11 protein-coding genes are annotated in these 13,138 nt (G+C 62.8%); 4 read left to right on the top strand and 7 right to left on the bottom strand.

Features of this window, described 5'->3' with window-relative positions; genetic code table 11:
• Positions 1-7: 7 nt before the first annotated feature.
• The 7 genes from AC0L3P_RS02560 to AC0L3P_RS02530 all read right to left on the bottom strand — a co-directional run bounded on the left by AC0L3P_RS02560 (position 8) and on the right by AC0L3P_RS02530 (position 8,282).
• Positions 8-1,288 (bottom strand): lipoprotein-releasing ABC transporter permease subunit, encoded by a 1,281-nt coding sequence (locus AC0L3P_RS02560; protein ID WP_007603606.1) that lies wholly within the window; start codon positions 1,286-1,288, stop codon positions 8-10.
• A gap of 90 nt (positions 1,289-1,378) precedes the next feature.
• Positions 1,379-2,698 (bottom strand): proline--tRNA ligase, encoded by a 1,320-nt coding sequence (proS, locus tag AC0L3P_RS02555; RefSeq protein WP_275171288.1) that lies wholly within the window; start codon positions 2,696-2,698, stop codon positions 1,379-1,381.
• Between the two features lie 152 nt (positions 2,699-2,850).
• Positions 2,851-4,413 (bottom strand): copper resistance CopC/CopD family protein, encoded by a 1,563-nt coding sequence (locus AC0L3P_RS02550; RefSeq protein WP_473300892.1) that lies wholly within the window; start codon positions 4,411-4,413, stop codon positions 2,851-2,853.
• Positions 4,413-4,955 (bottom strand): YcnI family copper-binding membrane protein, encoded by a 543-nt coding sequence (locus tag AC0L3P_RS02545; protein WP_473300891.1) that lies wholly within the window; start codon positions 4,953-4,955, stop codon positions 4,413-4,415. The genes AC0L3P_RS02550 and AC0L3P_RS02545 overlap by 1 nt, the downstream gene beginning before the upstream one ends.
• Positions 4,955-5,473 carry a copper chaperone PCu(A)C gene (locus tag AC0L3P_RS02540; protein WP_275171290.1) on the bottom strand — a complete coding sequence of 173 codons (519 nt, stop codon included), beginning with the start codon at positions 5,471-5,473 and terminating at the stop codon, positions 4,955-4,957. The genes AC0L3P_RS02545 and AC0L3P_RS02540 overlap by 1 nt, the downstream gene beginning before the upstream one ends.
• Positions 5,474-5,614: 141 nt before the next feature.
• Entirely contained in the window at positions 5,615-7,822 is a 2,208-nt protein-coding gene (locus AC0L3P_RS02535; protein WP_473300890.1) for a TonB-dependent receptor family protein, read from the bottom strand.
• An 85-nt stretch (positions 7,823-7,907) separates the two neighbouring features.
• The gene (locus tag AC0L3P_RS02530) at positions 7,908-8,282 is read right to left on the bottom strand and encodes a DUF2946 family protein (RefSeq protein ID WP_275171292.1); all 375 of its coding nucleotides are present in this window, start codon (positions 8,280-8,282) and stop codon (positions 7,908-7,910) included.
• Between the two features lie 477 nt (positions 8,283-8,759).
• Between AC0L3P_RS02530 and AC0L3P_RS02525 the strand changes: the two genes are divergently transcribed.
• The 4 genes from AC0L3P_RS02525 to AC0L3P_RS02510 all read left to right on the top strand — a co-directional run bounded on the left by AC0L3P_RS02525 (position 8,760) and on the right by AC0L3P_RS02510 (position 12,877).
• Positions 8,760-9,164 carry a globin gene (locus AC0L3P_RS02525; protein WP_275171293.1) on the top strand — a complete coding sequence of 135 codons (405 nt, stop codon included), beginning with the start codon at positions 8,760-8,762 and terminating at the stop codon, positions 9,162-9,164.
• A 140-nt stretch (positions 9,165-9,304) separates the two neighbouring features.
• Positions 9,305-10,327, top strand: a complete 1,023-nt coding sequence (locus tag AC0L3P_RS02520; RefSeq protein WP_199198585.1) for a sugar ABC transporter substrate-binding protein — start codon at positions 9,305-9,307, stop codon at positions 10,325-10,327.
• A 6-nt stretch (positions 10,328-10,333) separates the two neighbouring features.
• The gene (locus AC0L3P_RS02515; protein WP_275171294.1) at positions 10,334-11,836 is read left to right on the top strand and encodes a sugar ABC transporter ATP-binding protein; all 1,503 of its coding nucleotides are present in this window, start codon (positions 10,334-10,336) and stop codon (positions 11,834-11,836) included.
• A gap of 12 nt (positions 11,837-11,848) precedes the next feature.
• On the top strand, positions 11,849-12,877 hold the full coding sequence (locus AC0L3P_RS02510) for an ABC transporter permease (RefSeq protein WP_275171295.1): 1,029 nt from the start codon (positions 11,849-11,851) through the stop codon (positions 12,875-12,877).
• Positions 12,878-13,138: the final 261 nt, after the last annotated feature.

The raw sequence follows: 13,138 nt of genomic DNA, 5'->3' as shown, positions 1-13,138 counted from the left end.
CAGCCCCTCACTCGTACCGCAGCGCTTCGACGGGATCGAGGCGCGCGGCGCGCCAGGACGGATACAGCGTCGCCAGGAACGACAGCGTCAGCGCCATGATCACGACGGCCGAGGTCTCGCCGATGTCGATCTCGGCGGGCAGCTTCGACAGGAAATACAGCTCTGGCGAAAACAGCTCGGTGCTGGTCAGCCAGGACAGGAATTGCCGGATCGACTCGATGTTGAGGCAGATCACCAGCCCGACGATGAATCCGACCATCGTACCGACCACGCCGATCGAAGCGCCCGTGATCAGGAAGATGCGCATGATCGAGCCTTGCGAGGCCCCCATCGTGCGCAGGATCGCGATGTCGCTGCCCTTGTCCTTCACCAGCATGATCAGGCCGGAGACGATGTTGAGCGCCGCGACCAGCACGATCATGGTGAGGATCAGGAACATCACGTTGCGCTCGACCTGGAGCGCGTTGAAAAAGGTCGAGTTGCGCTGGCGCCAGTCTACCAGGAACACCGGCCGGCCCGCCGCCTCCGTCACGGCCTGACGAAACGCGACGATCTGATCCGGATTGGTGGTGAAGACCTCGATCGAGGTGACGTCGTTGCTGCGGTTGAAATAGGCCTGCGCCTCCGCCAGCGGCATGAAGACGAAGCCGAGATCATACTCCGACATGCCGATCTCGAACACCGCGGCGATCTTGTACGGTTTGATGCGCGGCGTCGTGCCCATCGGGGTGACCGCGCCCTTCGGCGCCACCAGCGTGATGCTGTCGCCGGCGTGCAGCGACAACTGGTCGGCAAGGCGCCGGCCGATCGCGACCCCCTGCCCGTCGTCAAAACCCTCGAGCGAACCCTGCTTGATGTTCTTGGCGATCGAGGTGAGATTGTTGAGATCGTCGGAGCGGATGCCGCGCACCAGGACGCCGGAGGCGTTCCACGGCGATGACGCCAGCGCCTGGCCGTCCACCACGGGCGCTGCGAGCCGGATACCCTGGACCTGGCTGAGGCGGTCGGCGACGTCCTTCCAGTCGGTCAGCGGCGATTCCAGCGGCTGGACCAGGATGTGGCCGTTGAGCCCGAGGATCTTGTCGAGCAGCTCCTTGCGGAAGCCGTTCATGACGGCCATGACGATAATCAGCGTCGCCACGCCCAGCATGATACCGAGGAAGGAGAACCCGGCGATGACCGAGATGAATCCCTCCTTGCGGCGCGCCCGTAAGTAGCGCGCCGACAGCATCCACTCGAATGGCGCAAAAGGCGCGGTTTGAACGGTTTCGGTCATGGTCTCATCCATCGCTCGATAGTCCCATGATTCGGGGTCAAATGTGGCCGGATTGGCGGCCGCGATCTCGGGCGATGAACAATATTCAGCCGACCAGCCTTATCAGCCCACAAGTCTTGCGACCGCGTCCGCAGGCGACATGGTCTCGCGGGCGCCGTCACTTCGCCGCTTGAGCTCGATCTTGCCGTCGGCAAGCCCTTTCGGCCCGATCATGATCTGCCATGGGATGCCGATCAGGTCGGCGGCGGCGAATTTGGCTCCGGCCCGCTGGTCGGTGTCGTCGTAGAGCACGTCGACGCTCTTGGCGGACAGCTCCGCATAGAGCTTCTCGCAGGCCGCATCGACCGCGGCATCGCCCTGCTTGAGGTTGAGAATCGACACGCGGAACGGGGCAACGGCCTCCGGCCATTTGATGCCGGCATCGTCATGACAGGCCTCGATGATGGCCCCGAGCAGGCGCGAGACGCCGACGCCGTAGGAGCCGCCATGGATCGGCACGTCGACACCGTCGGGGCCCGCCACCAGCGCCTTCATCGCGTCGGAATACTTCGTGCCGAAGTAGAAGATCTGCCCGACCTCGATACCGCGGGTATTCACCCGCTTGTCCGCGGGCACTTCCTGCTCGAAGCGCGCGGCGTCGTGAACATCTTCCGTCGCCGCATAGACCGAGGTCCATTGCTTGATGATCGGCGTCAAATCACTCTCATAGTCGACGTCCTCGCCCGGCACCGGCAGGTCCAGCACGTCGCGATTGATGAAAACGCCGGATTCGCCGGTCTCGGCGAGCACGATGAACTCGTGGCTGAGATCACCGCCGATCGGCCCGGTCTCGGCGCGCATCGGGATCGCCTTCAGCCCCATCCGCGCGAAGGTGCGCAAATACGCCACGAACATCTTGTTGTAGGCGACGCGCGCCGCGGCCTCGTTGAGGTCGAACGAATAGGCGTCCTTCATCAAGAACTCGCGGCCGCGCATCACGCCGAAGCGCGGACGCTGCTCGTCGCGGAATTTCCATTGAATATGATAGAGATTCAGCGGCAGGCTCTTGTAGGACTTCACATAGGCGCGGAAGATCTCGGTGATCATTTCCTCATTGGTCGGTCCGTACAACAGCTCACGCTTGTGCCGGTCGGCGATGCGCAGCATCTCGGGGCCATAGGCATCGTAGCGGCCGCTCTCGCGCCAGAGATCGGCAAGCTGGAGCGTCGGCATCAACAGTTCAAGCGCGCCGGCGCGGTCCTGCTCCTCGCGCACGATCTGCTCGATCTTCTTCAAGACGCGGAAGCCGAGTGGCAACCAGGCATAGATGCCGGCGGCCTCCTGCCGGATCATGCCGGCACGCAGCATCAGCCGATGCGAGACGATCTCCGCCTCTTTCGGATTTTCCTTCAGAATGGGCAGAAAGAACCGCGACAACCGCATGGCAATACTCGAGGAATCAGTGACGGCTTGCAGTGAAACCGGATTGGGAGCCAAAACACAAGACCGGGAATGAGGAAAACCCGCTAACACAGCGGAATTCCTGTCATTTTCCGTCGACTTCAGATTCGACATGATGTGCCGAAGAGCGCGATTCAGGGCGCTGCCACCTCGAGTTCGTCCTCCAGCGTGATCTTCTCGAAATCGCTCACCAGAGCGTCGATCCGCACATGCCAGCGGCCCGCAAAGGGCAGCTCGACCTTGCGCACGTGCCAATAGCGGTCCGGCCCGCGCGAGGCGTTCCGCTCCATCGGCTCAATGCCGCGTTCGGGCAGGCTCAGCGTCAGCGTCACCTCCTTGGCCTCGAGCACCGCCCCCTCGCCGGTCATGAGCTGCAGCACGAAATCGTCGATACCCGCCTTACCCGGCGAGACCAGGACCTGGAACATCGCCCTGTCGGTATGGATGTGGATCGCCAGCGGCGTCTCCGGAACGATCGTTCGCGGCGGCGGCGTGAAGCGCCAGCCGGCCACGACGGCGAAGATGCCGAGCGCGATGGCGCATTCGAGCACGATCGAGCGCTTCAGGGTCTGCGCGGCCTTGTGATCCCCCGCCAGCGCCGGGGTCAGGCGAAAGCGGTTGAGCGTGGCAAGCGCCAGCAACACGAGGACCAGCGCAAGCTTGATCGAGAGGATCAGTCCGTACCGGGTCTCCACCAATGCAGACGGCTTTTCAAGCTGGACGATGGCGAGCGCGAGGCCGGTCAATGCGAGAACGCCAACGACCGGCGCGGAGAGGCGAGCAAAGCGGTTCACGACAGGCAATGCCGCGGCGGGCCGCCTCGACAACAGGGCGACCAGCGGCGCGAGAGCCCCAATCCAAAAGGCGACACCGAGGCCATGGAGAAAGATTGCCGGCCGGGTCAACAGTTCAGGCGGTGCCGTAGCGGCGTGCCCGGTCATGGCCAGCGACAAGCCGACGCCGACGAAGGCAATGATCGCCAGAGCGCGCGCGCACCACGCGTTGCCTAGCGCCAGCAGCGCGAGCAGCATTGCAGCGCCGGCTACAAGCAAGGCTGGGCCCGCGCTGGTCCCGGATGCGACTTTCCAGGGAGCCATCGTCGCGAGAGCCGATAGCGGTAGCCCGAGGAGATCCAGCCCCAACACACCAAGGGAGACCACCGTGCTCGGGACGCCGATGGCGAGCGCCACGCACGGAACGGTTATGCCGGTCATCGACCACGCAACCCAGCGCGCAAAGAACACGCCGCCGACGCCGACGAACAGGCCAAGATAGAGAGCGACCCGCGCCAGCCAGATCAGCACGTTCAATCCGCCATCGGCATTTGCGGGAGGTTGCGTCCCCGTCGGCATGCCGATCGAGAAGATCACCGATCCCGCAACGGGATGGCCATCCTGCGAGATCACGCGATAGCTGACGACCGCCGTGCCCTGCGGCATGTCCGCCGGCATCGCAACCGAGATGGTCTCGCCCGATGCGTCGACGCGCAAATCATCCCGCGCCCTGCCCGCGCCGTCGATCAATTGGATGGCGCCCGGCGTCACTGTCTCGTTGAAGCGCAACTCCACCGCCTTCGGCGCGCTCGCGAGCATGCTGCCGCTCGCCGGCTCGACCGCGACGAGCGCCGCGTGCGCCGAGGCGCCGGTCGAGAAGCCGACAACGAGGAGTAGCGTCGCGAGCGCGGCGAGCAGGCGCATCAGGGTTTTGGCAGGAGTTTCAGGCCAGGCGCCGGAGAACTGCCTTCGTGCGAATGCTTCGCTCCCTCCGCGGGGATCTCGATCCAGCGGCTGACGCCGGTCTCGCATTCCTGGACGACGGGAAAATACAGCGTCGTGTTCGGCTTCAGGCTCGTGGTGAGGAAGCTGCTGATGACGAACTCATCGTAATTGTGGTCTGGCAGCTTGCCGCCGGACCAGGCCACCTCCTTGACGCCGGTGGAAAGCTTGTTGCCGTGGTAGTCGTACTCATTTGCGTATTTGCCCTCGACGATATCGACGGTCCAGCCCGCCTTCGGCATCGGCTTCACAGCGATCACGCCTTCCGGAATCTGCACCCGGATCTTCACCGTGGGCGAGCCCTTGCAGCCGTGCGGCACAGCGAAGACGGCCTTGTAGTAGGAGCCGACCGCCGCCTGTTTGGTCTCTAGCGTGATATGCGCCGCCGCAGGGGACGCTGCGAGCGCGACGATCAGACTCGCAAGGATTCGATGCATGGTCATGGAAGGCTTGATCTGTTTCATCACATCTTCATTCCCGAATGATCAGGCATTTTCTTCATCATGTGTCCGCTATCGCCGGGCGCCTGGGCGCCGACGCCTTGGACGTCGAGGGAGACGGCGACCTTGCCGGCCTTCTCGAATTGAAGCGTCACCGGCACCTTGTCCCCCTGCTTGAAGGGGCCCTTCAACTCCTGGAGCATCAGGTGATAGCCGCCGGGGGCGAACTTCACCGTCTTGCCGGGATCGATCACGAGTCCCTTGTCGAGCAGGCGCATCTTCATCACGCCGTTGTCCGTCGCCATCTCGTGGACCTCAGCCTTCCCCGCGATATCGGCGTAAACGCCGACCAGCTTGTCGGCCACTGTGCCCTTGTTCTCGATGGTGAGATAGCCGCCGGCGACCTTGGCGCCGCCCGGCGTCGCCCGGCTCCACGCCTGCGAAATGACGAGATCGCCCGCCTTGACGTCGTCGGCCTGTGCGACGGCACAGCCGGTCAGCAACAGTGAAATTGTAAGGAGAGTTCGTCCGATATTTTTCATATTGATTGCCTCTTTCACGATTGATCGAGCCGAGAATGGCCCTGCATTCTTCCACGACGACCTTCCGCCACCGTCAGCAGCGGCATTCGGAACGCCGGCCTGCAGCGGAGCCGAACATAGACCCGAGTGCCCATTTGCACGTCACCATCGATACCTCATTCCAGCGTACACTGCTCTTCCCGTGCCCGGCTCAAACAATGCTGATGTCGCCGTCGCTCGATCGATGATACTCGCGCTGGCTATGTAGGTCTTGCTGGTGAGATTGCGCCCCTCGATGTAGGCAGACATCGGGCCGCCATTGTCGAATCCGGCTTTCAATCCCAACAGGGCGTAAGGCTCTGTCGTCAGTGTATTCATGCTGTCGACGAAGTAGGCCTGTGGCACCCATTCGACGTTGGGTCCAACATAGAAACCGGTAGGGTGTTTGTAGAGAAGCTCCGCGCGCAGGTAGTGGCTTGGAGCTCCCGGCAGTCGATTGTTTCCGAAGGTTGGATCTTTGTCGAAGCGGAAGTCGTTGAAGGAATAAGCGACATTTAGCCAGATCTTGTCCGGCGCCGGACCATTGACGAAGACCTCACGAAAGATTGCTGCGCCCGCGCCGGCCTCGATGCCTTGATGGATGGTGCGGTCGGCGTTGGTCACATTGCAATTGCCGAAAGCACTATAGAGGCATTGCAATTCGTCGCGAATGTTGGCCCGGTAGGCCGTCAGTTCCCAGACGTAATCAGATCGCTTCATGCGAGTCCCGATTTCGTACGTGGTCGCAATCTGCGGGCGGATGCTGGTGAACGGGATCGTCGGAATGCCGAGACCAATCGCGCTTTCGCCAAAGCTCGGCACCTCGGCGCTCCGCGAGACATTGGCGAAGGCCTGCCAGCTCGGATCGATTTGCCACAACAGACCGCCTTTCGGCGACCAGATATTAAAGCGCGTTGCCCCCGATTGATTCCCGTCGCTGAGGAAACGATCCTGCCGATTGCGGGTCGCGTACAAGAATTGCGTGCCGCCGATCACTGCAAGATTTGGAAGGACGTAGAAGCTGTCTTCGACATAGGCGGAGGTATTCTCCGACCGATCGATCGAGGAAGAAAGCAGCGCGCCCTTCTGCCCCCCAAAGTTGGCGAACTGCTGGTTGTCGATGCTGCCGTTCAGCACATTGACGCCTGCGACCAGCCTGTTGCGGAAGCCGCCAATGGTGCGGTCATCCGTGATCTTCGCGAATCCTCCATAGTCCTTGTAACGGTAGTCCAGCCATTGAAAGATCGGATGCATCAAATGGCGATCGACGCCAAATGCCCCGAATTCGACTTTGGTGTCATCGAAACGAATGGTGGTTTTGTTGGCGAGCCTGACAGTATCGACATTGCGCTGCTGATCCATCGCAACATTCGCGGGTGCAGCAGCTTCAGGATCGGTCAAAGCGGATGTCTTGGTCACGGTACCCGGGATTCGCTGCCGCACTTCGTTGGCATTGAGGTAGAACCGCGTCTCGACATCCGGTGAGAACTGATACCCGACATTGCCGCTCAAACGGTTGCTCGAGCCGAAGCTGTGATCGCGAAATCCGTCTGCGGCCTGCGTGGAAGCGGTAACGAAACCGTCCCATGGCCCGTTGACGCCTCCTGCGTTCGCCTGAAGTCGTTTGTAGCCGAATCCTCCGACGTCGAAGGACACACCATTCGGAAACGAGTCGCGGCCGGTCGGAGTCACGAAGTTGATCGCCCCTCCCAGCGAATTGGCGCCAAACTGAAGCGCGTTGCCGCCTTTGAAGACTTCGACATATTTGTAGGCGCTCGGATCGATCTCCTGGAAATCGCCATAGCCATCCGCAGTGTTGATCGGAATGCCGTCCATATAGAGCTGCACGCCGCGCAGATGAAAATTGCGCGACAGGCCAGACCCGCGAATCGAAAGGCGAGTGTCGTCGCCCCATTTGGGCTGGGCGTACACGCCGGGCACGTAATCCAGAACATCCTTTATCGTGTTGGATGGCGTCGAGTTCCTGTACGCCTCGGCCGATACGAGCGCCACGCCGCCCGGAGTCTGGTTAATCTCCGCCAGCGCTTGTTGCGCAGTCAGAACCGTCAGGGCGCCCGGAGCCCCTACACTCTGTTCGCTCGCGGTTTGCTGCGGCGATAGGGTCGTTCGCGGGCTTCGCGTGACGGGCGCCGATCGCGCAGAATTGCTTGGCGCTCGGACCGCCGACGCGCGCTTCTGTTGAGGCGCCTCAACCGTGATTGGCGGCAGCACTGCGCCGCTGCCTTGGGCAAAGGCTCCGCTCGACGACGCAAGCAGCGCGGCCTGAACGGCAACGATGCTCACGCCGCGGCGGGCATGACAACGTAACATGGGAGCATTCCTGACGCCGGGCTTTCTCTCCGGCCATTCGACAGCATCAATCGCCTGCGGCGGGCCGCGGCGATCACGAGAGTCGTCAGGAAGGTTGAGGCGGTGCGCGTGCCTGAGCACTCGAGCCCTTATGGGCCGCGCCGGCGAATGCCTCCGCCGCGTGCCACACCACGCGCTCGGCGTGGCGGAAGGGAACGGAAAGCGCGGCATGCGACGGCGAATCGAGCGACGCGCCCACTTGGGCCAAGCAACAGAGGGCGCATGCACCGGAATGTGCGACCGGCGTACCCGCCGGATCGTTCAGGCCGCCCTGCTCGCTCGCGCTGTGGCAGATGACGGCGGCGGAAAGCGGATCGGCCACGACCTGGCCGGCCGCAAGACAGGCGGCAATCGGCGCCAGCACCTGCATCACCAAGGCGAGCAGGACCAGGGGTAGGAATTTTTGCAGCCGTGCGCGCATCCGCCGAACCATTCGTTCGTCTACTAACTAAACACCGCGTTATGGCCGAGTCGAGCCCGGTTCCGCCGCCTTCTTGGTCCAGCGCAAATTCCTTGGAAACTGTGGTCCGGCCGCCCGCGGGAGGGGACCTTCGGCATTTGAGGCAGTTCCGCCCCCTGCTCCATCCACAGATTTCTTATATTTGTCATATGGTTACAAGGCCGGAAGCCCGATCATTTCGTCAATTGCTCGAATTTTGAACATTCGTTGCCGAAAATGATGACAAGTGAGAAAAGTTGATCTAGCATCCGCTTGCTCAGGCTGGCCGCGAGGTCGAAGTCTGGTGGTCCAAGTCTCGGGAGGAGCCCCTGGCGCGCAAAATGCAGCGTCGCCCCGCCAATCAAGATCAAATCTTAGAATCGGGGATAATAGGGTCGACACAATTTTCGAGCGGGGCTAGGGCCCCGCTCTTTTTTTGTCTGCGGGGCTGAAGCGCGGATGAATACTTCTTCCAATCCTATCGAACAGAGCTTTGAACTTGCAGCCTCGCGCTGCACGGATCTCACGCCACACGTCTATCAGCGGCTGTTCGAACAGCACCCCGAAACGCGGGCGATGTTCCGCACCCAAGGCAGCGAACTCGTGATGGGATCGATGCTGGCACTCACGATCGAGGCGATTCTCGACTTCGCCGGTGATCGCCGTGGGCAATTTCGGCTGATCGCGTGCGAGGTCGCCTCGCACGACGGCTACGGCACACCGCGCGAGCTGTTCATCGCCTTCTTCTCCGTGATCAGGGATACGCTGCGCGATCTCCTCCGCGATGAATGGTCGCCGGACATTGCGCAGGCCTGGGACCGAGTGCTCATCGAGATCGACGCGTTCGCGGGCGTCCCGGCCTGACGCTTTGCGCTGCACCAACGCGGCTTGCGGCAATCTCGCGTTGATTGCAGATTGAGTGGCACCAACTCTTGTGAGACACTTTCGGACATCGGTCGCGCAATCAATGACGCGCCGAAGATAAATTTGTATGGGAGCGAGCGATGTCCGGGACGAAAGATTTCTCGACGACGAGGCGCGATCTTCTTCAGGCGGCAGCAACCGCCGGCGCCGCGACTGCCATCCTCGGCAGCATGGGCATAAACCCCGCCCTCGCAGCCGAAGTCGGACGAAGCGAGAAGCCGCTGAAGGCGGCGTTCTCCAACGCAGGCCTGCAGGCAACCTGGTGCGCGCAGGGCAAGCAGGCCGCGGAATTCTGGGGCAAGCTGTTCAATGTCGAGGTCACCTGGTTCGACGGCCAGCTCGATGCCGTGAAGCAGCGCGCGGCTATCGACAACATGGCTTCGCAGAAATGGGACTTCGTCGCGATCCAGGCATTCGGCATCGGCACCCTCACCCAGCCAGTGCAGAAGATGATCGATGCCGGCACGCCCGTGATCGACATGGACACGCTGATTGCGCCGCTAGACCAGATCAACGTCCACTCCTTCCTCGCCCCTGATAACGAGTTCATGGGCGCCTCCGTGACGCAGGCGCTGTGCAACGCCATGGGCGGCAAGGGCAAGATCATCATGACGCAAGGAGCCCTCGGCCACACCGGCGCGCAGGGCCGCGCCAAGGGCTTCAACAATGTCGTGAAGCAATTCCCCGGGATCGAGGTGCTCGACACCCAGCCGGCCGACTGGGACGTGTCGAAGACCGCACGTCTCTGGGAAACCTACCTGACGAAGTATCCGCAGATCGACGCGGCGTTCTTCCACAATGACGACATGGCGCTCGCGGCCGCCAACATCATGAAGGCGCGGGGCCGCACCAACATCCTGATCGGCGGCGTGGATGCGATGCCGCCGGCGATCCAGGCGGTCAGCGAGGGCCGCATGTTCGCAACCGTCCGCAATCCGTCCTGCCGCATTCATGGCGGCGCCGTCATCGCGGGCGTCTCCGCCGTGGTCGGCGGCGAAAAGAGCGGACAGGGCATTCCCAAGAACGTCGTTACCGACGGTCCGGTCGTGACCAAGGCCAACGCCGCCGGGATGCAATGGATGCAGGATCACTTCCTGATCTGAGCCTCCATGCGAGAGGAACGTTCGCCCATCCTTGAACTTCAGGGCATCACGAAGAGCTTCGGCGGCGTCGAGGCGCTTCGTGGTGTCGACTTTGCGCTTCTCCCCGGCGAGATCCATGGTCTCGTCGGCGAGAACGGCGCGGGAAAAAGCACGCTGATGAAGATCATCGCCGGCGTGCACACCGAATTCTCCGGCCGCTTCCTGATCGACGGACAGGAGACGCATTTCCGCTCGGCCCGCGACGCGCACAGCGCCGGCATCGCCATGGTGCACCAGGAGCTCTCCGTCGCGCCGGACCTCACGGTCGCGGAGAACGTGTTCCTGGGCAACCAGCCGACTAACCGGCTCGGTCTCGTACAATGGCGGCGGATGGCGCGCGAGGCCGGCGAGCAGCTCGCCCGCTTCGGTATCGACGTCGATCCGATGTCGAGGCTCGGCGACCTCCCGATCGGACTTCAGCAGCTGATCGAGATCGCGCGCGTGCTGTTCTCCGGCGCGCGCATCGTCATCCTGGACGAGCCGACGTCCGCCCTCTCGCCGCCCGAAGTCGAGCGGCTGTTCGCGACGCTGCGGCGGCTGCGCGAGGAAGGCACGGCGATCGTCTTCATCTCGCATTTCATCGAGGACATCTTGCGCGTGTCCGACACGGTGACCGTGTTCCGCAACGGGCGGAAGGTCGCGGAGACGGCAAGTGCTGCGACTAGCAAGGGCGCGCTGATCGAGGCCATGATCGGCCGCGGCGGCGAAGCGCTCGAGCACAGCTACAGCGACGATCTGATGCTGCCGCGGCCAAGCGACAGCTCGGTGGTCCTGAAGGTCGACCAGCTGTCGCTAGCCCGCAGCCTGAAGGACATCTCCTTCGAGGCGCGCGCCGGCGAAGTGCTTGGCATCTACGGCTTCATGGGCTGCGGCCAGCAGGAATTGTCGCGCATCTTGTTCGGCAAGCTGAAGCCGGACGGCGGCACGCTCGCGGTCGAGGGCAAGCCCAAAAGCTTCGCCAGCACGGCTGCGGCGCGGCGCGCCGGCGTGGCGCTGGTTCCGGAAAGCCGGCGCGACATGCTGTTTCACCAGGAGCCGGTCTACAAGAACATCTCGATCAGCATTCTCGATCGCATCTCGGCGCTGCTGCTCAAGCCGGCGCAGGAGCGCGACATCGCGAAGCGCCAGGTCGAGCAGCTCCAGATCAGGCCGCCGGTCGTCGGCCTTGATCTCGGCATGCTCTCCGGCGGCAATCAGCAGAAAGTCGCGCTGGCGAAATGGCTGACCTATCCGCCAAAACTGCTGGTGCTGTGCGAGCCCACCCGCGGCATGGATGTCGGCGCCAAGAACGACGTCATCAACATCGTCCGCGATCTCCGCGCCAAAGGGCTCGCGATCATCGTGCTGTCGACCGAGCCGGAAACGGTGCTGTCGCTGGCCGACCGCATCCTCGTGCTCAAGCGCGGCGCATTGGTGCGGGAGTTCACGAACGAGCCGGTCAGCAAGGACCGCCTGCTGGAAGCGGCGTGACGGAGAAGCATCATGGCGAGCAGTGACACGGCTTTGGCGGCGGGGCAGCGGACGCGAGGGCTTGCGCCGTTCCTGCGCTCGCAGATGCGCAACATCGCTCCGTTTCTGACGCTGATCTTCCTGTCCGGCTTCTTTGCGCTGGCCAGCCCCTCCTTCGCGACGCTGGACAATCTCGGCAATATCCTGACGCAGGTGTCAGTCACAGGGATCATCGCCGTCGGCCTCACCTTCGTGATCCTCTGCGCGGAGATCGACCTCTCGATCGCCAGCATCGCCAACGTTACGGGCATCGCGGTCGCCTACTTCACGCTCCAGGAATCCTACGTTAACATTCCCAACATTCCCCTGCCCGGCGCCGCCGCGATCCTGCTGGCCATTTTGCTCTGCGCGTTTCTCGGCCTCGTCAATGCGCTCGGCCTGACCGTGATCGGCATCCCCTCCTTCATCATGACCCTGGCGATGATGCAGATCGCAGCCGGCATCTCGGCACTGCTGGTGCGCGGCCAGATCGCCTACAAGGTGCCCGGCGTGATCACCACGCTCGGCTCGGGCTCGCTCGGCGGCATCCCATGGATCGTCATCGTCGCCGCGATCATGCTGCTCGGCGGACATCTGGTGCTGACCTACACGCGCTTCGGCCGCTACGTCTACATGGTCGGCGGCAACCGCGAGGCGGCCGAATATTCCGGCCTCAACGTCAAGCTCATCCTCGGCGCGGTCATGGTGATCTCGGCGGTCTGCTCCGGTATCGGCGGCATGCTCGGCGTCGCCCATTTCGGCAGCGCGCAGCAGAACGAGTTCGATACCTATTTGCTCGACTCCATCGCCGCCGTCGTCGTCGGCGGCACCAGCCTGTTCGGCGGCCGCGGCGGCATCGGCAACACCATCGTCGGGTTGTTCGTTCTCGGCGTTCTCAATAACGGCCTCGACCACGTCAACATCGACAGCTTCCTGAAGATCCTGATCCGCGGCCTGATCCTGCTGGCGGCGCTGGTGATCAATGTCTATGCGCAGCGGCTGAGGGAAAAGGCGGTGGAATAGCCGCCCCTCAAAACAAAAAGCGCGAAAACAACCCCATGCACAGTAGATAGCGTGAGGGAATTCAACGAGTTACAAAAACCCGAACTCATGTAGACGTCACCGTGGCGGCGTTTGAATCGTCGGGCAAAACAGGCGCAGGATGTCATCGTGGCGGTCTACGCGGGTCGGCTCCGGACAGCGCCCCAACCTCCGTCAATTGGGGGGGCCCCCCCCCCAAAAAAAACACCGCCCCGGCCGGGCTTTTGTTTTTTTTGTTTGGGG

It is taken from the genome of Bradyrhizobium sp. WSM4874 (genome assembly GCF_055811835.1).
The sequence above is the reverse complement of the archived record's forward strand: the minus strand, read 5'-3'. Positions and strand labels throughout refer to the sequence as shown.

Excerpts from the sequence above, each read along its gene's own strand:
- proS (WP_275171288.1), bottom strand. The coding sequence starts at position 2,698 with ATGCGGTTGTCGCGGTTCTTTCTGCCCATTCTGAAGGAAAATCCGAAA.
- AC0L3P_RS02525 (WP_275171293.1), top strand. The coding sequence starts at position 8,760 with ATGAATACTTCTTCCAATCCTATCGAACAGAGCTTTGAACTTGCAGCC.
- AC0L3P_RS02515 (WP_275171294.1), top strand. The coding sequence starts at position 10,334 with ATGCGAGAGGAACGTTCGCCCATCCTTGAACTTCAGGGCATCACGAAG.
- AC0L3P_RS02550 (WP_473300892.1), bottom strand. The coding sequence starts at position 4,413 with ATGCGCCTGCTCGCCGCGCTCGCGACGCTACTCCTCGTTGTCGGCTTC.
- AC0L3P_RS02535 (WP_473300890.1), bottom strand. The coding sequence starts at position 7,822 with ATGTTACGTTGTCATGCCCGCCGCGGCGTGAGCATCGTTGCCGTTCAG.
- AC0L3P_RS02510 (WP_275171295.1), top strand. The coding sequence starts at position 11,849 with ATGGCGAGCAGTGACACGGCTTTGGCGGCGGGGCAGCGGACGCGAGGG.
- AC0L3P_RS02560 (WP_007603606.1), bottom strand. The coding sequence starts at position 1,288 with ATGGATGAGACCATGACCGAAACCGTTCAAACCGCGCCTTTTGCGCCA.
- AC0L3P_RS02520 (WP_199198585.1), top strand. The coding sequence starts at position 9,305 with ATGTCCGGGACGAAAGATTTCTCGACGACGAGGCGCGATCTTCTTCAG.
- AC0L3P_RS02530 (WP_275171292.1), bottom strand. The coding sequence starts at position 8,282 with ATGCGCGCACGGCTGCAAAAATTCCTACCCCTGGTCCTGCTCGCCTTG.
- AC0L3P_RS02545 (WP_473300891.1), bottom strand. The coding sequence starts at position 4,955 with ATGAAACAGATCAAGCCTTCCATGACCATGCATCGAATCCTTGCGAGT.
- AC0L3P_RS02540 (WP_275171290.1), bottom strand. The coding sequence starts at position 5,473 with ATGAAAAATATCGGACGAACTCTCCTTACAATTTCACTGTTGCTGACC.